Source organism: Pseudomonas sp. LB3P31 (assembly GCF_054897945.1).
Map to the genome: position 1 here is coordinate 356,403 of NZ_CM142710.1, position 17,633 is coordinate 374,035.

17 protein-coding genes and 3 pseudogenes are annotated in these 17,633 nt (G+C 59.9%); 10 read left to right on the plus strand and 10 right to left on the minus strand.

From position 1 onward, the window contains the following. Positions 1–125 precede the first annotated feature (125 nt). The gene (locus ACYZTK_RS01465; protein WP_462014993.1) at positions 126–362 is read left to right on the plus strand and encodes a con-10 family general stress protein; all 237 of its coding nucleotides are present in this window, start codon (positions 126–128) and stop codon (positions 360–362) included. Positions 363–426: 64 nt separating this feature from the next. On the opposite strand, the gene ACYZTK_RS01470 is transcribed toward ACYZTK_RS01465, so the two are convergent. Continuing rightward, on the minus strand, positions 427–642 hold the full coding sequence (locus tag ACYZTK_RS01470; protein ID WP_462012809.1) for a hypothetical protein: 216 nt from the start codon (positions 640–642) through the stop codon (positions 427–429). Next, positions 626–2,194, minus strand: a complete 1,569-nt coding sequence (locus ACYZTK_RS01475) for a sensor domain-containing diguanylate cyclase (protein WP_462012810.1) — start codon at positions 2,192–2,194, stop codon at positions 626–628. Before ACYZTK_RS01475 ends, ACYZTK_RS01470 begins: the two co-directional genes overlap by 17 nt. A 292-nt stretch (positions 2,195–2,486) precedes the next feature. Between ACYZTK_RS01475 and ACYZTK_RS01480 the strand changes: the two genes are divergently transcribed. Next, positions 2,487–2,852: a histone-like nucleoid-structuring protein, MvaT/MvaU family gene (locus ACYZTK_RS01480; RefSeq protein ID WP_462012811.1), complete on the plus strand. Its 366-nt coding sequence runs from the start codon at positions 2,487–2,489 to the stop codon at positions 2,850–2,852. Between the two features lie 90 nt (positions 2,853–2,942). Here ACYZTK_RS01480 and ACYZTK_RS01485 read toward each other — a convergent pair whose 3' ends face one another. Further along, complete coding sequence (locus tag ACYZTK_RS01485; RefSeq protein WP_462012812.1) at positions 2,943–4,127, minus strand: ATP-binding protein; 1,185 nt, start codon at positions 4,125–4,127, stop codon at positions 2,943–2,945. Between the two features lie 209 nt (positions 4,128–4,336). On the opposite strand from ACYZTK_RS01485, the gene ACYZTK_RS01490 reads away from it, so the two are divergent. The 3 genes from ACYZTK_RS01490 to ACYZTK_RS01500 all read left to right on the plus strand — a co-directional run bounded on the left by ACYZTK_RS01490 (position 4,337) and on the right by ACYZTK_RS01500 (position 7,036). Then, positions 4,337–6,337, plus strand: a complete 2,001-nt coding sequence (locus ACYZTK_RS01490) for a peptidase U32 family protein (RefSeq protein WP_462012813.1) — start codon at positions 4,337–4,339, stop codon at positions 6,335–6,337. A gap of 232 nt (positions 6,338–6,569) precedes the next feature. Further along, positions 6,570–6,764, plus strand: a complete 195-nt coding sequence (locus ACYZTK_RS01495) for a hypothetical protein (protein ID WP_462012814.1) — start codon at positions 6,570–6,572, stop codon at positions 6,762–6,764. Positions 6,765–6,850: 86 nt separating this feature from the next. Continuing rightward, positions 6,851–7,036 (plus strand): hypothetical protein, encoded by a 186-nt coding sequence (locus ACYZTK_RS01500; RefSeq protein ID WP_462012815.1) that lies wholly within the window; start codon positions 6,851–6,853, stop codon positions 7,034–7,036. A 39-nt stretch (positions 7,037–7,075) separates the two neighbouring features. On the opposite strand, the gene ACYZTK_RS01505 is transcribed toward ACYZTK_RS01500, so the two are convergent. Continuing rightward, on the minus strand, positions 7,076–7,540 hold the full coding sequence (locus ACYZTK_RS01505; protein WP_462012816.1) for a hypothetical protein: 465 nt from the start codon (positions 7,538–7,540) through the stop codon (positions 7,076–7,078). Between the two features lie 234 nt (positions 7,541–7,774). On the opposite strand from ACYZTK_RS01505, the gene ACYZTK_RS01510 reads away from it, so the two are divergent. Beyond that, positions 7,775–7,969, plus strand: coding sequence for a hypothetical protein (locus ACYZTK_RS01510; protein ID WP_462012817.1), 195 nt, complete (start codon positions 7,775–7,777; stop codon positions 7,967–7,969). Here the strand turns inward: ACYZTK_RS01510 and ACYZTK_RS01515 are convergent. Continuing rightward, positions 7,930–8,025, minus strand: a pseudogene (locus ACYZTK_RS01515) (S-(hydroxymethyl)glutathione synthase); the annotation flags it as partial. The gene ACYZTK_RS01510 and the pseudogene ACYZTK_RS01515 sit on opposite strands and share 40 nt — an antisense overlap. Here ACYZTK_RS01515 and ACYZTK_RS01520 point away from each other — a divergent pair. After that, a pseudogene (locus ACYZTK_RS01520) lies at positions 8,025–8,114 on the plus strand (KUP/HAK/KT family potassium transporter); the annotation flags it as partial. The pseudogenes ACYZTK_RS01515 and ACYZTK_RS01520 overlap by 1 nt on opposite strands. Before the next feature lie 114 nt (positions 8,115–8,228). Further along, positions 8,229–9,302, plus strand: a complete 1,074-nt coding sequence (locus tag ACYZTK_RS01525) for an NAD(P)-dependent alcohol dehydrogenase (protein WP_462012818.1) — start codon at positions 8,229–8,231, stop codon at positions 9,300–9,302. A gap of 90 nt (positions 9,303–9,392) precedes the next feature. Here the strand turns inward: ACYZTK_RS01525 and ACYZTK_RS01530 are convergent, their stop codons facing one another. From ACYZTK_RS01530 to araD1, 4 genes are all read right to left on the minus strand, one after another. Next, the gene (locus tag ACYZTK_RS01530; RefSeq protein WP_462012819.1) at positions 9,393–10,973 is read right to left on the minus strand and encodes an aldehyde dehydrogenase (NADP(+)); all 1,581 of its coding nucleotides are present in this window, start codon (positions 10,971–10,973) and stop codon (positions 9,393–9,395) included. A 51-nt stretch (positions 10,974–11,024) separates the two neighbouring features. After that, positions 11,025–12,581, minus strand: a complete 1,557-nt coding sequence (locus ACYZTK_RS01535; protein ID WP_462012820.1) for a UxaA family hydrolase — start codon at positions 12,579–12,581, stop codon at positions 11,025–11,027. 44 nt (positions 12,582–12,625) lie between these two features. Then, complete coding sequence (locus ACYZTK_RS01540) at positions 12,626–13,954, minus strand: MFS transporter (protein ID WP_462012821.1); 1,329 nt, start codon at positions 13,952–13,954, stop codon at positions 12,626–12,628. Positions 13,955–14,023: 69 nt separating this feature from the next. After that, the gene (araD1, locus tag ACYZTK_RS01545) at positions 14,024–15,022 is read right to left on the minus strand and encodes an AraD1 family protein (protein WP_462012822.1); all 999 of its coding nucleotides are present in this window, start codon (positions 15,020–15,022) and stop codon (positions 14,024–14,026) included. 104 nt (positions 15,023–15,126) lie between these two features. Between araD1 and ACYZTK_RS01550 the strand changes: the two genes are divergently transcribed. Further along, positions 15,127–16,077 (plus strand): LysR family transcriptional regulator, encoded by a 951-nt coding sequence (locus ACYZTK_RS01550; protein WP_462012823.1) that lies wholly within the window; start codon positions 15,127–15,129, stop codon positions 16,075–16,077. 31 nt (positions 16,078–16,108) lie between these two features. Here ACYZTK_RS01550 and ACYZTK_RS01555 read toward each other — a convergent pair whose 3' ends face one another. Next, the gene (locus ACYZTK_RS01555) at positions 16,109–17,200 is read right to left on the minus strand and encodes an NADH:flavin oxidoreductase/NADH oxidase (RefSeq protein ID WP_462012824.1); all 1,092 of its coding nucleotides are present in this window, start codon (positions 17,198–17,200) and stop codon (positions 16,109–16,111) included. A gap of 48 nt (positions 17,201–17,248) precedes the next feature. Here ACYZTK_RS01555 and ACYZTK_RS01560 point away from each other — a divergent pair. Further along, positions 17,249–17,578 (plus strand): annotated as a pseudogene (locus ACYZTK_RS01560) (ArsR/SmtB family transcription factor); the annotation flags it as partial. Positions 17,579–17,633 lie beyond the last annotated feature (55 nt).

Sequence of the window (17,633 nt, forward strand, 5' to 3'; positions counted from 1 at the left end):
TAGAAACTATAGGCTCGGTTCCGTTCGTCGTGAAGCCAGCAAATTTATTCAAACTTTCGAATTTCCCTGTCCTCGGAACTATACGAGCCCTGGCGCTCGTAACCCACAATAAGAGGAATGCAGAAATGGCTAACAGCGGAAGTGATAAACCCGGCAACTTCGCAAATGACCGGGATAAAGCCTCGCAAGCCGGCAAGAAAGGCGGCCAGGCTTCGGGCGGACAAAAGTCCGATCAAGCGGGTAAGTCGACCGGCGGCGGGCAGGGCAGTGGTCGCGGTGGAAACTTTGCCGATGATCCTCAAAAAGCCTCTGAAGCAGGCAAGAAAGGAGGAGAACACGGCGGCGACGGGCGCAAATCCTGATGCCGTTTGATTCAGATCAAGCCCTGCTGCCCAGTGGGGCTTGATTCATTCCAGAGCGAGCACATCACGAAACCCGTTGTTCCTCTTCATAGCCGCTGGGGCTCTGGCACTGCCAGCGCCAGGCATCCCTGAGCATATCGCCCAGTTCCCGAGTCGCACTCCAGTCCAGTTCGCGCTTGTGTTGGGTTACGCCGACGCGCAAGGCCAGCGCGCGCCGTTTCACCCGCTGAGTGTGGCCATGCAACAACTGTGCTGATGGTTGCTCAAAGCACTGGCTCATCAGCACAGCACCAACGATTACGCCCGTGCTGTTTGGCTAGATAGAGCTGTGCGTCCGCCGCTTTCAATAACGAGGCGGGGGTCACTTCTTCGAGGCTTGGCTGGCTGGTAGTGATGCCGGCACTGGCGGTGACCCGGCCCAGCGGATGCTCGGCGTGCTCGATGTCCATTGTGCGAATGGCCTCAAGGATAGCCTCTGCTACCTGTTTTGCGCCGGCGCTTTCAGTGTTGGGCAACAGCACGGTGAACTCTTCTCCGCCATAGCGGGCCGCCAGGTCCCCAGGCCGCTTGACCGCCTGCTGGATCGCCGCGCCGACTGCGCTCAGGCAGTCATCGCCGCCAGCGTGACCATACCGATCGTTGTAGCGCTTGAAGTAATCGACGTCGATCATGATCAATGACAACGAAGACCCCTGGCGTCGGGCCAGACGAATTTCGTCGATCAACGCGGTGTCCAGGCGGCGACGGTTGCCCAATCCGGTCAGGCTGTCCTTCAGTGCCATGTCGCGCATGGCCTGGTGGGCGTGACGCAGCTCTCGCTCCATGACCATTCTCTGGCGCAACTGGCTGAGGACGATCATCCCGAAAGTCCCCAACACGCCGATCAGGCAGACCAGCACCCAGCCGGTTTTCAGCAAATCCCGGCGCCACGCGACCGTGATGGAATCACGCGACAGGCCGGCCTCCACCACCAGTGGGTAGGTGGTCAATGCGCGGTAAGCGTAGAGTCGCTCGGTGTCGTCGACGACGGCTTTGACTTCGGCGATGCCTTCGTTGGAGTTGGGCAGGTAGCCCTTGAAAATCTCGCTGTTGGCCAGGCTCTTGCCGACCACCGAGGCAATGAACGGGCGGCGCACCAGGATGGTCCCGCTGCGCATGGCCAGGACCAGCGCGCCCTTGTCGTCAATCTTGAAATCGCCGTAGTAGTCGACGAAATAGCTGACCTTGATAGTGCCCAGCAGCACGCCGGCGAAGGAACCGTCCGGATTATTCAACCGGCGGGAAATGGGAATGATCAGGTCGTCGGTGGAGCGGCTTCTGACCACTTCACCGATGCGCACGCCGCGATCGGCGTGGGTGCGGTGATATTCGAAATAGTCGCGGTCGGCGTTGTTCGCGGTGTCGGGAGTGACTTCCTTGTCCGTGACGATCCACTGGCCGTCGGCGCCGTAGATAAACAGCCCGTGCAGTTGCGGCATGATCTTCGATTGCTGGATCAGCAGCTTGTGGATGCGCGGGACGTTGATGTTCTGTATGCCGTCGCCCTCCACACGCTCGCCGAGCGCAGCGGTGAGGATGTCGACCTGGCGAATGGCATCTTCAGCGTGCTGGGCCGTCGCGCGGGCCAGATTGGTCACCGAGTCGCGCGCGGCTGCAAACGCTGCGCGATAGTCCCGCCAGGTGCGCCAGCCTTCGACCAAGAGAAACGCCAGGACCACCACCAGCATGAAGCTGACGATCAGCCGAAATGTAGCGCCCGCCCGGCGTGGCTTCGCCGCGGGAGTTTGAATGGAGCCATCGACCGTGGACTTTGGCTTTTCGCGTCCGAGCATGCATTTTCCTTATACGTCTATCGACAGCTGCAGTGTACCGTACTCAATTTGGTGCATGAATGCGCGTTCGATGAGTGAGACCTGAATGGCTGAGTTTAGTGCCTCAATGGCCGGATGTGGATGGGCAGGACGCTTAGCTGTAACTCTCGCGTACTAACACGACTAGTTAAGGTGGCCCCGGTACGTCCAGGGGATTCAAATTTTTCACTAAATGACAACTAAGACACCTACAACTAATTCAAACTCGGTTTTTTAGTGTAATGTTAGGGTACACATCACGTAGAGATCTCCCATGTCCAAACTCGCAGAATTTCGCCAACTGGAAAAACACCTGGCCGAACAACTCCAGGCGCTGGAAGCATTGAAAGGTGATGCTGGTCTCAAGCAGGAAATTGAATTCGAAACCAAACTGCGCGCTTTGCTGGCCAAGTACGGTTATAGCTTGAAAGACATCGTCAACCTGCTCGACCCACAAGCCGGCCGTCGCGCACCAGCCGCCGAAGCCAAGACCGGCACGCGCAAGCCGCGTCAGGTCAAAGTCTACAAAAACCCGGAATCGGGCGAAGTTGTGGAAACCAAAGGCGGCAACCACAAAACCCTGAAAGAATGGAAAGCCAAGCACGGCTCCGACGTGGTCGAATCGTGGCTGGCCAAGTAATTCCGGTTTACGCCTGATTCAGTGCTGATAGCGCTGGAACTTGTCGAGATACATAAAGGGCCCGCGAAAGCGGGCTTTTTGTTATCTTTCTCAACCGTTGCCCGATACGCCCTTCGGTTTACGTCTGTCGAGCGCCGGTCCGTCCTCGGCGCTAGCGTTCAAAGGCAAGGAGACCACAAACCTGGTACCGGACTTGCTGTCCGACGAGACTTCGATGCGGCCGTCATGGGCGCCTACTATCTGGTCAGCTATAAACAAACCCAGCCCAAGGCTGGAGTAGGGGCCGTGGTCAATTGATGCCTGGGGTGAGTAGCGGCCCATCGGATTGAAAATAAACGGCAATACCTCTTCCGGTATGGCGCTGCCGCTGTTGTGAACACTGAACAGTAATTTTCCCGCTGCAGTTTCCAGGGTAACGGTCACCGGATCACGACCATCACCGTGCTGCACTGCGTTATTGATCAAGTTGGAAAATACCTGCTCCAGGCGATCTCCGTCGAAATCACCGACGGCGTGCCCTACCGAGTTCAAATGAATATCGGTATCGGGATACACGGTGCGGGATTCATCGACAATCCGTTCGCACACAGGGCCTATATCGAGTTTAACTTTGCTCACCGGAATTCCCGGGCCAACTTGAGAACGGGTAAAGTCCAGCAGGTCGCCAACAATCTGGCTGGCGCGCTTGACGCTTGAATAGATCCGCGAGGCAATTTTGGTCGGCCGAGCGCTCAGGTCATCCATGCGCAGTAATACATCCGCGCCGAGCAGTATCGCGCTTAATGGCGTGCGCAAATCATGCCCCAGAATGCCCAGGAAAACATTGCGCGAGGCCTGTACGGCCTCCGTGTAGCTATTGATTGACTCGGCGAGGGCCTGATCGATGGCTTCGTTGAAGCGAATCATGTCTTCTACTTGAAACTCGGTTCCGGACCTTACCTGTTTCATCCAGTGGCTGATCACACTGGCCCGCAAGGCGCGGAACTCCGAGACCAGTTGATCGATGGTGAATCCCGACATCAACCGGGTGATTGCATGGGTCTTGGCTGCGGTTTCTTCCTGGGAAGTGCCATGACCCTGGGACTTGTCTACTTGCTCCTGCGCAGATTGCTCGGTCCGCAAGTCAGCGGCAATCGTGCGCAACATCAATTCTGCGTGATCGCGCAGGGCCTCGGTGTTCAAAGGCTTGCCCGGCGTGTCCATGGTTCGGGCAAAGTTTTCCCATTCCTGAACAATGGGCTCGATATTTTCGAGGATAAACGCTGATAAACGCATAGCGGTTCAGACCATAAAGTTGAACCGGGCAGGGCGCGGGCTCGAGAAGCCAGTAGAGCATCAATCAGGTATGGTCGGGCGAATATATGGGCATCGCCACTGACGAAAGGCGGTCATGCAATGGCGCCATTCGGTCGCCCACGGGTGCCGGTCACGCAATTGGCCGCTACAATGCGTGCCTCGACCGTGACCAAACCTAAAAAAAACTCATGTCCCTACCTAAACATCAGCTGGAACTGCTCAGCCCCGCCCGTGACGTGAGCATCGCTCGCGAGGCCATCCTGCATGGCGCCGATGCCATTTACATCGGTGGCCCGAGCTTTGGCGCCCGCCATAACGCCTGCAACGAAGTGAGCGAGATCGCCCAACTGGTGGAGTTCGCCCGTCGTTACCACGCCCGGGTTTTCACCACGATCAACACGATTCTGCATGACAACGAGCTGGAGCCGGCCCGCAAGCTGATCCACCAGTTGTACGATGCCGGGGTCGACGCATTGATCGTCCAGGACCTGGGTGTGATGGAGCTGGATATCCCGCCCATCGAGCTGCACGCCAGCACCCAAACCGATATCCGCACCCTGGCGCGGGCAAAATTTCTCGACCAGGCGGGCTTCTCGCAACTGGTACTTGCCCGCGAGCTGAACCTGCAGGAAATTCGCGAAATCGCCGACGAAACAGACGCGGCGATTGAGTTCTTCATCCACGGCGCGCTGTGCGTAGCGTTCTCCGGCCAGTGCAATATCTCCCACGCCCAGAACGGTCGCAGTGCCAATCGTGGCGACTGCTCCCAGGCCTGTCGCTTGCCGTATACGCTCAAAGACGACCAGGGACGGGTGGTCGCCTACGAAAAACACCTGCTGTCGATGAAGGACAACAACCAGAGCGCGAACATTCGCGCCCTGGTGGAAGCTGGCGTGCGTTCGTTCAAGATCGAAGGGCGCTACAAGGACATGGGCTATGTGAAGAACATCACTGCCTACTACCGCCAGCGCCTGGACGACGTACTGGAAGATCGCCCGGACCTGGCGCGGGCCTCCAGTGGCCGTACCGCGCATTTCTTCGTGCCCGACCCGGACAAGACCTTCCATCGTGGCAGCACCGACTACTTTGTCACCGACCGCAAGATCGACATCGGCGCCTTCGACTCGCCAACCTTCACCGGCCTGCCGGTGGGCGTGGTGGAAAAAGTCGGCAAGCGCGACCTGCAGGTAGTGACCACTGACCCGTTGTCCAATGGCGACGGCCTCAACGTGCAAATCAAACGCGAAGTAGTGGGCTTTCGCGCCAACATCGCCGAGCCCAAGGGTGAGTTTCTCGAAGACGGCCAGAAGCGCTATCGCTACCGGGTTGAGCCCAATGAGATGCCGCAGGACATGCACAAGCTGCGCCCCAACCATCCTCTCAGTCGCAACCTCGACCATGACTGGCAGCAAGCCTTGCAGAAGACTTCCGCCGAGCGGCGCATCGGTCTGGCCTGGGTCGCCCGCCTGGATGAGCAGCGCCTGCAACTGACCGCGACCAGCGAGGAGGGCATCACCGCAAGCCTGTCCCTGGACGGCCCGTTCGGTCTGGCCAACAAGCCGGAGCAGGCTCTGGAGCAATTGCGTGACCTGCTGGGCCAGCTGGGTACCACCGACTATCACGCGACCGCCATCGAGCTGGATGCCCCCCAGGCATTCTTCATCCCCAATTCACAGCTTAAAACCTTGCGCCGCGGCGTGATTGAAGCTTTGACTGCGGCCCGCCTGCGAGCCCATCCACGGGGCAGCCGCAAGGCCGAAACCAGCCCGCCGCCGGTGTATCCGGAGTCGCACCTGTCGTTCCTGGCCAACGTCTACAACCAGAAGGCCCGCGACTTCTACCACCGTCACGGCGTCAAGCTGATCGACGCAGCCTTCGAGGCTCATGAAGAAACCGGCGAAGTGCCGGTGATGATCACCAAACACTGCCTGCGTTTCTCCTTCAACCTGTGCCCCAAACAGGCCAAGGGCGTCACCGGCGTGCGCACCAAAGTCGCGCCGATGCAGCTGGTGCACGGCGACGAAGTCCTGACCCTGAAGTTCGATTGCAAGCCTTGCGAAATGCACGTCATCGGCAAGATCAAGGGCCACATCCTCGACCTGCCATTGCCCGGCAGTGCTGCGGAACCGGTGGTGGGTTACATCAGCCCTGAAGATTTGCTGAAGACGATCCCTCGGGCGCCGCATTGATACAGACGTGGCGCAGTCGGTTCGGGCTGTACCGTGTTCCTGGAGTTCGCAGATTTCGGAATTTTCCTACAGAGTTCCAGGATTTACCTTCTATCTGACTGAGGGTTCTAGAGAGATAGTGGTCGGCAGCTCAAGGATGCGGTTTGGGCAGTGATCGAGGTGCGTTGAACAACGTTTGTCACTGCCTGGAAACCGAGCTCTGGACTCCCGCAGAAAGAGGCAAGGATGGCTTATGCTGCAAAACGACCGTGACAATCTGGAGCTTGATAAACTACAAGAGGAAACCCGGAAACTCGGGGCCGAGTCCCGCAAATTCAGGGCGGAAGAGGGTAAGCTGAAGTTGGAAGCCTTCTGGTACCCGTTTGCAGTAGGGGGCGGTTTGGTGACTGCGCTCGTTGCTGCTGTGGGTGTACTGTCCAGGCTCTAGCGCGCGGGTTATGCGCTAGCGCCGGCATTGGTTGACGAGCGCCATGCCCCCGAATTGACCTGAGCAACGAAAAGAAGGAAAGCAAGATGGCCCGAAAATCCACAAACCAAGCCAGTATTGACCAGTTGCGTCAGGAAATGGCCGCCGTGGCCGAAGAAATGAGCAGGCCCACCCCGACGGCGGGGCGTGCGTTTTTATTTCCGTTCAGCATGGGCGCGGTATTTGCCTTGACGACTTTCGTCGTTGCCGCTCTGGTAACCAAGCTGTTTTGATCTCTCGCCTTGCGCTACGCAACAAGCTCCGTCGCGCTCTTATGGAGATACCTGATAGCCACGTTGTTGCATGCAACTGGTGTAGGCAGATGACGCATTCGCAGTGTTTTGCTCGGTAGTGCGGCGATCCTGACGACGATCTTGTCTCTGCCGGGACCCACCCACTACTGCACCCGCCACAGCAGCATCCTTGGCCTTGTTCTGACGATATTGTTGTTTAACGTCGTCGTCTACCCGATCGGAAATTTCATCGTGCTGACGAACTCGGGCACCGGCGACAGCGGCGCCCGCAACGGCGCCGGAAGCAGCACCCTTAACTCGACCACCGGCTTGAGGAGTTGTGTTGGAACTTGTGGTGCTACCGGCCTGAGACTGGCAAGCGCCAATGTCCTGCTGGATGATGTCCTGCGTTTGTCCTTTTAGTGGCGTTAGGGTCTGAGCGCTGGCGCTCAGGCAGGTCACGGACAGGACCAGGGTAATGCAGGGGACGAAGACGATTTTCATGGTGAACCCCACTGCTGTTAGTGTGCTTTGGAGTTGCGGTTAATGAAGGAACGAGGTCCTGATCGCGAAGCGCCGGGCCCGGACCCTTAAAGATTAGTTCACCTGTGCGGCTCGGTCCCCACCTCTCATCAGGGTACTTCCGAGTTCGGGGAGGACTATTAAAGTAGTCGCGGCCCGGCAAGGCCGCGACTTTGCTAATCATATATCGACATATGCCTCAAGGAACCCCAGCAGATGCAAGTTGAACTCATCCGCTGCCTCCTCCATCACAAAGTGGCCACACTCCTGGATAATCGCGCCGCGCAGGTCACTGGCGTGATGATGAAGTATACGAAGCCGCCTACCGGCGAGTCTGATTTGAACCCCGCTTCGGCGGGGTTTTTCATTAATCAGGCGGCAGGGAGCAGACCTTTCTTTTTAGCGACATGAGACGCCAGTGCGTCCATCAAGTCCGGGGACAGGCAGTCGTAGGGCTCCAGGCCGATTCCTGCTGAAGAATGCCAACAGCAATCTCAAGTATTTCAAACTGCCATTGAACCGGGTGATTGAATTGGGAACGCAGGTAGAGATGTAGGAGAGGCTATCTCCTGCGGGCAGTACAGCATTGGCTAACCTCTGGTCCGGCATTTCCACGCTTGCTTGATTACCTGCTGAACTCTACCCAATTACTGACAGGGAAGGGATCTCTATGGCCGTCATGAAAGCAGCAGTCTTTGTCGAAAAAAACCGAATCGTACTGGACGACAAACCGGTGCCGGAGGTCGGGCCACTTGATGCGCTTGTGCGTATCACCACCACCACGATCTGTGGCACCGATGTGCACATCCTACGGGGTGAATACCCGGTCGCCAAAGGGTTGACCGTGGGGCATGAACCGGTCGGTGTCATCGAGCGACTGGGTTCACAGGTGCGTGGTTTCGTCGAGGGGCAACGGGTGATCGCCGGTGCCATTACCCCCAGCGGGCAGTCTTATGCCTGCCTGTGTGGATGCGGTTCCCAGGACGGTCCGGATACTCGACATGGTTTTCGGGCAACCGGTGGCTGGAAATTTGGCAATACCATTGATGGCTGCCAGGCCGAATATGTGCTGGTCCCGGATGCGCTGGCTAACCTGAGTCCGATACCTGACAGCCTGTCTGACGAGCAGGTGCTGATGTGCCCGGACATCATGTCTACCGGCTTCTCCGGTGCTGAACGAGGCGGGGTCGAAATCGGTGATACCGTCGCCGTGTTTGCGCTTGGGCCCATTGGCCTGTGTGCGGTTGCCGGTGCGCGTCTTAAAGGCGCAACCACGATTATTGGCGTGGATGCTGTCGCCGAGCGCATGACCGTAGCCAAGCAGTTGGGAGCCACCCATGTCGTCAATTTCAAGGACGGCGACGTGGTCGACCAGATCATGGCGTTGACCGACGGTCGTGGAGTCGATGTATCCATTGAAGCACTAGGCACACAGGGCACCTTCGAGTCAGCGCTGCGGGTTCTTCGGCCCGGGGGCAAGCTGTCGAGTCTGGGCGTGTATTCCAGCGACCTGCGGATTCCTCTCGATGCCTTCGCAGCGGGGCTCGGGGATTACAGCATTGTCACCACGTTATGCCCGGGCGGTAAGGAACGGATGCGGCGCTTGATGTCCGTCGTGGAAAGTGGCGCAGTGGACTTGTCGCCATTGGTCACTCACCGCTTCAAACTGGATGATATCGAAGCGGCTTATGATCTGTTTGCACATCAGAGGGATGGGGTGATGAAAGTGGCGATAACGCCGTGATCTGAAGAATTTATTTTGAAACCAGGCAGGGTCACCCCGACTGAAAAACCGCCCAGAGTGGGCGGTTTTTTTGCTCGCTCGAGTAATCCGTCAAAGCGCTCCATCTGTGTGTTGCCCATCAACCAGGCGCTGGATACCCAGTGGATTGGCATCCTGCAAGGCCGGCGGCAGCAGCGCGTCCGGATAATTCTGGAAGCACACCGGGCGCAGGAAACGATCAATCGCCAATGTGCCCACCGACGTCCCTCGTGCATCCGACGTCGCCGGGTACGGCCCGCCATGCACCATGGTGTCAGTTACTTCTACCCCAGTCGGATAGCCATTCAACAGAATTCGCCCGACCTTCTCCTGCAATAGCTCGGTCAACCAGCTGTATTCCAGGAGCTCGTCGGCCTCGCCGAGCACGGTGGCCGTCAGCTGCCCGCGCAGGCCATTGAGCGCGGCGATCAGTTGCGCCTGGTCGGCCACTTCAATCACGATGGTGGCCGGCCCGAACACTTCTTCCTGAAGCAGCTCGTCACCGCTGAGCAGCAGGCTGACGTCGGCTTTGAACAACTGCGGCTGCGCCTGTTTACCTTGTTGCGGGCTGCCCGCGAGGTGTTGCACGCCCGGATGAGCGAGCAGGTGCTGCAGACCCTTGCCATAGCTGGCCAGGGCGCCGACGTTGAGCATGGTCTGCGCCGGTTGATCGTTCATCTGCGCAGTGAAGCGCTGCAAGAACGCGGTGAAGTCTGCCGACTGCATGCCGATGATCAGCCCGGGATTGGTGCAGAACTGCCCGCAACCCAGGGTCACCGAGCCGGCCAGCTCGTTGGCGATGGTGTCGCCAAGCACCTTGAGGGCCTGGGGAAGAATGATCACCGGGTTGATGCTCGACATCTCGGCGAACACCGGAATCGGCTGGGGACGTTCTGCCGCCATCTTGCACAGGGCGTTGCCACCTTTGAGCGAGCCGGTGAAGCCCACCGCTTGAATCGCCGGATGCTTGACCAACCACTCACCGACGCCTGCGCCGTAGATCATGTTGAACACGCCTGCGGGCATGCCGGTGCGCTCGGCTGCACGGATGATCGTATCGGCAACCCATTCGGCCGTGGCCATGTGGCCGCTGTGGGCCTTGAACACGACCGGGCAGCCGGCTGCCAGGGCCGAGGCGGTGTCGCCGCCGGCGGTGGAAAATGCCAGCGGGAAGTTGCTCGCGCCGAACACGGCGACCGGGCCCACGGCGATGCGAAACTGGCGCAAGTCAGGGCGGGGCAGGGGTTTGCGCTCTGGCAGGGCGCGATCAATGCGTGCACCGTAGAAGTCGCCACGACGCAGCACTTTGGCGAACAGGCGCATCTGCCCGCTGGTACGGCCACGCTCGCCCTGGATCCGCCCAGCAGGCAACGCGGTTTCACGGCAGACGGTGCTGACGAAATCGTCGCCCAAGGCATCCAGCTCGTCGGCGATCGCCTCCAGGAATTCAGCGCGGCGGGTGGCGGGCAAGTTGCGGAAAATCGGGAAGGCTGCGCTGGCGGCCTTGGCTGCTGCGTCCACCTCATCCTGCGTGGCCTGGATAAACAGGCCGGGCAGTGCTTCGCCGGTTGTCGCATCGAAACTTTGCAGCTGCACGTCGCCGGCGCCGAGGCGCTGACCACCGATGTAGTTATGACCGAAAATCTGAGTCATGTCAGGGTTCCTGATTGAATGATGAAAGTTCGACACCCTTGATCCGCGGTCTCAAGTAATCGCACCGATCTGCCACGGCACGAACTCGTTCTGGCCGTAGCCATGCTGTTCACTTTTGCTTTTATCGCCCGAGGCGATTCGCAGCATCATGCGGAAGATGTACTCGCCGCGCTCCTCGATGGTCATGGTGCCGTCGGCAATTCCACCGCAATTGACGTCCATGTCCTCTTCCTGGGTTTCCCACAGGCGGCTGTTGGTGGCGAGCTTGATGGAGGGCGAGGGCGCACAGCCATAAGCCGAACCGCGTCCAGTGGTGAAAGCGATCAGGTTAGCGCCGCCGGCAACCTGGCCGGTGGCAGAGATCGGGTCGTAGCCCGGGGTGTCCATGAACACCAGGCCGTGGGCCCGGACGGTTTGCGCGTATTCGTAGACATCCACCAGGTCGGTGGAGCCTGCCTTGGCCACGGCACCCAGGGATTTTTCGAGGATGGTGGTCAGGCCGCCGGCCTTGTTGCCTGCCGATGGGTTGTTGTTCAGCTCGGCATCCATACGCTTGCAGTAGGCTTCCCACCAATGAATGCGCGCGATGAGTTTTTCACCGACTTGCTGGCTGACGGCGCGGCGGGTCAGCAGGTGTTCGGCACCGTAGACCTCCGGGGTTTCCGAAAGAATCGCGGTGCCGCCGGCGGCGACCAGGCGGTCTACCGCATTGCCCAGCGCCGGGTTGGCGGTGATGCCGGAGTAGCCGTCCGAGCCGCCGCATTGCAGGCCGATGATCAGGTGTTTGGCGCTGACGGGTTCGCGTTTGACGTTATTGGCTTCTGCCAGCAACGACTTCACTTGGGCGATGCCACTGGCGATGGTTTTCGAGGTGCCGCCGGTGCCCTGGATGGTAAAGGTGCGCAGCGAATCGCTGCTGGTCAGGCCCTGGGCCGCCAGCAGATCGGGAATCTGATTGGTCTCGCAGCCCAGGCCGATCAACAGTACCGAGGCAAAGTTGGGGTGCACGGCATAACCGCCCAGGGTCCGGCGCAGCATGGCCAGTGCTTCGCCGCCCGGGTCGACGGCGCAGCCGACGCCGTGGGTCAGCGCCACCACGCCGTCGACGTTGGGGTGTTCGATCAGTGCTTCAGGGTGAATGTCACGGCGGAAGTAGTCGGCGATGGCTCGCGCCACGGTGGCCGAGCAATTCACCGAAGTCAGGATGCCAATGTAGTTGCGCGTAGCCACACGGCCATCGGCACGCACGATGCCCATGAAGGTTTCTGCGGTCGGTGCCGGACTGCCTTTGGCATCGACGCCGAACGCGTAATCCCGGGAAAAATCGCCCATCGCCACGTTGTGCACGTGCACATGTTGCCCGGCTTCGATCGGCTGGCTGGCGAAGCCGATGATCTGGCCGTAGCGGCGTACCGGCTGGCCCACATCGATGTGACGCGCAGCGACCTTGTGACCGGAGGGCACGGATTCCAGTACGCGGATGCCTTCGGCCTTGAGTTCCAGGCCTTGGGTGAGCGCTTGCCGTGCGATCAGCACATCGTCCAGCGGGTTGAGTCTGATCACGGCATTGGCAGCGGTCTCACTGCCTGTTGTAGTTATAAGTTGCATGACGGTTCCCTCGTTTTTTCAGTAGCGCAACGGAACTGGCCCGGTCAGGCCAATCCACGCTCGCGATAATCAATCATGCTGGAGAACAGCATCAGGCCGGACGCCATGACAACGAAGAAGATCAGCGCCAGGAAGTACGACCCGGTGAACTGCACGATCAGGCCGATGAGGATCGGCACGATCACTCCGACCATATTGCCGCAGAAGTTCATGCTGCCACCGAGCACTCCGGCCTTGGACTGGCCGCCGAGAATCGCCGGCAGGCACCAGTACATGCCGCACCAGCGGATGAAGAACAGCGCAACACACAGCAGCGAGATCACCACCGCGGCGTCGCCGCTGTAAGCCACGGCCAGAATGCAGATCGCGGCGATGGCAGCGGAGCCGGCGAACATGCTGCGCATCACGGTGTTGGGTTGGCCGCCGGCGGCTTTCCATTTGTCCGACAGCCAGCCGCCGAACAGTTCGCCGATAAAGCCGCACATGAAGATCAGGAACGTGGCGCCGCCCATGGCCTTGATGTCCAGGTTGTGCGCTTTGTGCAGATAGCTCGGCATCCAGGTCAGCAGGCCGTAGAACACACTGTTGTAGCAGGCGTAGCCGGCAAACATGGCCAGTACCGATGGGCTCTTGAGCAACTCCTTGAGGACCGCCTTGCGCCCACCGGTGGCTTTTCTTGCAGCTTCATTGGCATCGGTGATGTAGGCCAGTTCGGCGGCGTTGACCTTCGGATGTTCGCTCGGATGGTTGCGGATGTACCACCAGGCCCACACGCCGACGACCATGGTGCCGACACCGGCGATGACGAAGGCGATCCGCCAGGAGTCAAACCAGGTAATCAGGCCGGCGATAAGGATCGCACCGAGTGCGGTACCCAGCGGCGCACCGCCGTCGACCAGGGTCGCGCCGCGCCCACGTTCATTGGGGGTGAGCCAGGCGCCGTTGAGCTTGGCGCCGGCCGGCATGATTGGCGATTCTGCGACGCCCAGGCCGATCCGGGTGATCAGCAGGGTGATCCAGTTGTGCGCGCCGCCGGCCAAGGCCTGGAACAGACCCCAGCCAATGGTGGCGATGCCGACAATGTTGCGGGTCTGGAAGCGGTCGAGCAGCATGCCGCCAGGAATCTGCATCAGCGCGTAGGACCAGAAGAATGCGCTGAGCATCAGGCCTTCCAGCGCCGGGGTCATGTTGAAGTCAGCAGAGATCAACGGCAGTGCAACCGACAGCGAGGCCCGGTCGATGTAGTTGATGGCCGAGAGCAGCAGCAGGAGCAGGAAAATCCGCCAGCGCACCGTGGTCGGACGGGCGTTGGTGGCGGGACTCGCTGCAGCGGCTGCAGGGGGGGTGACGACCTGTACGTTGCCAGTGGTCATGTTCATCTCACTCTTATGTTTATTATGAAATGCATCCTTTGCCAGCGGCCCGGTCAAGGGCCTCATCGGTCACAGCGCTTTGATCTCCCCGACATTGAACGCAGCTGTGGCGATTTCGATGGTGTTGCACAACGGTTCACCGAACTCGCTCATGCTGACTTCGAAACGATCGCCTGGCTGGGTCTTGACGTTGTCCGCCACCGACAGGGTGGCCGTGCCGAAGAAGTGCACGTGCACATCGCCCGGGCGCAGGAACTGGCTGTACTTGAAGTGGTGGTACTCAAGGTTCTCCAGGCTGTGGCACATGTTGTCCTCGCCACTGAGGAACTCCTTCTCCCAGAGTACCTGGCCATCGCGCCAGATCCGGCTGGTGCCCGCCAGGTGCCGGGGCAGTTCACCGACGCGCAGCTCCGGGCCATAAGAGCAGTTGCGCAGCTTGGAATGCGCCAGGTACAGGTAATTGCGCCGTTCCATCACATGGTCGGAGAATTCGTTGCCCAGGGCAAAGCCCAGGCGGTAAGGCTTGCCGTCTTCGCCAATCACGTAGAGGCCGGTCAGCTCGGGTTCTTCACCAGCATCTTCAGCGAAGCCCGGCGACTGGAGCGCCTGGTTCGGACGCACCACAATCGAACCGTCGCCTTTGTAAAACCATTCCGGCTGAGCGCCCACGGTACCCGCGGCAGGACGGCCACCCTCGATGCCCCACTGGAACATCCGGGCGGTATCGGTGAGCGCAGCCTGATCGTCGACTTTCTGCTGGTGCATCTTGTCGCGAGTCGAGGCGCTGCCCAGGTGAGTCAGGCCGGTGCCGCTGATCAGGCAATGGGCCGGGTCTTCATGATCCAGCGGCGGCAGTACCCGGTGGGTCTCCAGCAGTTGGGTATAACCCTCGGCACCAAGGGTGGTGCCCAGCGCCTGGACTTCCTGCTGCAGGCTGCGACCGTTGGCAATGGCTGCAAGGGCCAGGGTGCGAGTGCTGGCTGCAGAATTGACCACCTGAATCGAGTCGCCCTCGACGACGCCGATGCGGCGTTGGCCTGTGTGGTCTTCAAACTGGATTAATCGCATGGGAGGGTCTCGGCTTGTTGTTATCGTTGGGCCCACTTTAAATTTCCGGGCTGTTGCTGCCTAATGAGAGTTACGACCCAAGCGATAACCTTAAGGTATACCCCATGCTGCCGTCCTTCTCCTCCATCGTGGCGCGCCTGCGGCTCAAGCAACTGCGCCTGTTGATCGCCCTCGACGAGCACGGTTCGGTGCGCAAGGCCTCGGAGATGATGGCGCTGTCGCAGCCGGGCGCGACCAAGGCGCTGCAGGAAATCGAAGCGATCTTTGGCTCCAGCCTGTTCGAGCGCACGAGCAAGGGCCTGGAGTCCAACGACCTGGGCCGCTGCGTGATTCGCTATGCGCGCTTGATTCACACCGACCTGGAGCACCTGCGCGAAGAGATGGTCGGGATCCTCAAGGGCCACGGCGGGCGCCTGACGGTGGGCACGATCATGGGCGCCGTGCCGGCGCTGGTGGACAGCCTGGCGCGCCTGCGCGAGAAGCAGCCGGAGCTGTCGATTGCCATCGTCGAGGACACCAGTTCGCGGTTGTTGAGCTTGCTGGATCAGGGGCGACTGGATGTGGCGATCTGCCGAACCAGCGTCAGCCCGCGGCCCACTGCTTATCAAACACGCTTTCGCGCGCAGGAACCGCTGGTGGTGGTGGCCAACCCGGCACATCGTCTGGCACGGGCGAAAAAGCTGCAGCTTGACGATCTGATGGACAGTCGTTGGGTGGTGTTTCCGGTCAACATGCCCATGCGCTTGACCCTGGAGCGAGAGTTTCGGCAGTTGGGCTTGAGTTTTCCGCTGTACGCGATCGAAACTTCTTCGACCTTTACCACGTTGTCCTTGCTGCTGAAGGACCCGAACCTGGTGGCCGTGATGCCCAACGACGTCGCGCAGATGGCGTTGGACCACGGCATGCTGGTGAAATTGGCGCTGACGATCCAGTCGACCAGTGAGCCGTATGAAATCGTCACCCGGGCTGATGTGGAATATACGGCGCCGATGGTTTTGTTGATTGATGAGCTGACGGGGGTGGGCTCGAATTCACCTGATGCCGGCGATTCGTAATTTCCGAATCGCGCGGCACTTCCACGTCGTCTTACCGATAACGCTCAAGCCAATGAGCGTAAGGCGCAGGGAGCGTCCAGGAGGCCTTTTCGACGCCCAGCTCCTTGGCTGCAAAATACGCCCAGTGTGGATCAGCCAGGTGCGCACGCCCCACCGACACCAGGTCCAGTTGACCCGAGTCAATGGCGGTTTGCGCCAGTTGCGGAGTACCAAAGCCCCAAGCGGAAGTTACTGGCAGACCCGCTTCCAGGCGCACGCGCTCGGCGATCGGACCGAGGAAGGCCGGGCCCCACGGAATGTTGGTCTCAGGAATGGTAAAGCCGACGCTGACGCTCAGCAGGTCGAGGCCACCGTCCTTGAAACGCCGCGCGAGTTCGATCGACTCGGCCAGGGTTTGCTCATCGCGACCATCGTATTCGATGACACCGAAGCGGGCGGTCAGTGGCAGATGCTCCGGCCACACTTCACGCACGGCTGCCAATGTCTCAAGCAGGAACCGGCTGCGGTTGTCGAAGCTGCCACCGTAAGCATCGGTACGCTGGTTGGAGTGCTCGGAAAAGAAGCTCTGGCCCAGGTAACCGTGGGCAAAGTGCAGTTCGATCCATTCAAAGCCAGCTTCCCGGGCACGGCGCGCCGCATCGACGAAATCCTGCCGAACGCGGGCAATGTCTTCCACGGTCATCTCCTGCGGCACTTTCGGCAGGTTCGCGCCAAATGCGATCGGGGAGGGCGCAATCGTCTTCCAGCCTGCCGGATCGTTGTCCGCGATGTGATCATCACCTTCCCATGGGCGATTGGCACTGGCCTTGCGACCCGCATGAGCAATTTGAATCCCCGGCACCGCGCCGCCGGCCTTGATTGCTTTGACTATCGGGACGAACGCCTGGGCATGGGCATCGCTCCAGATACCGGTGCAGCCGGGGGTAATGCGCCCCTCAGGGGAAACGGCAGTCGCCTCGACCACCACCAGACCTGCGCCGCCTCGCGCCAGACCCGCCAGGTGGACGTGGTGCCAGTCATTGACCATGCCGTTGTCTGCCATGTATTGGCACATCGGCGGAATGGCGATGCGGTTTTTCAGGGTGACGTCTTTCAGGGTGAACGGTTCGAATAGAGCTGACATGCGCTGATACCTCATGGATAGTTTCGCTTGTTCGATAGTATTCGAAATATGGCGTTGAATGGAACCCTTGGTTATCATGGCCACATGCGCGCCTTCAAACATCCCCTCCCAGCAGATTTCGTCCTAGAGCGTTTGCTTTACGCTTTGAGCGATCCCGTGCGCATGGAAATCGTCCGGTACCTGGCTGGCGTCCGGGAAGCATCGTGCGGTGAGCTCGATGGTGGTCGCCCCAAGTCCAGCATGTCCCATCACTTCCGGGTATTGCGTGATTCCGGGCTCGTGCATACGCGAAATGTCGGAACCACGCACATGAACTCGCTGCGGTCGCAGGAGCTCAATGCACGATTCCCAGGTTTGCTGGATTGCATTCTGCTCCAGGCAGCGCCGCCCTCTGCCTCGGCACTGTCCGACGCCGAGAACAACGACGTGGGTA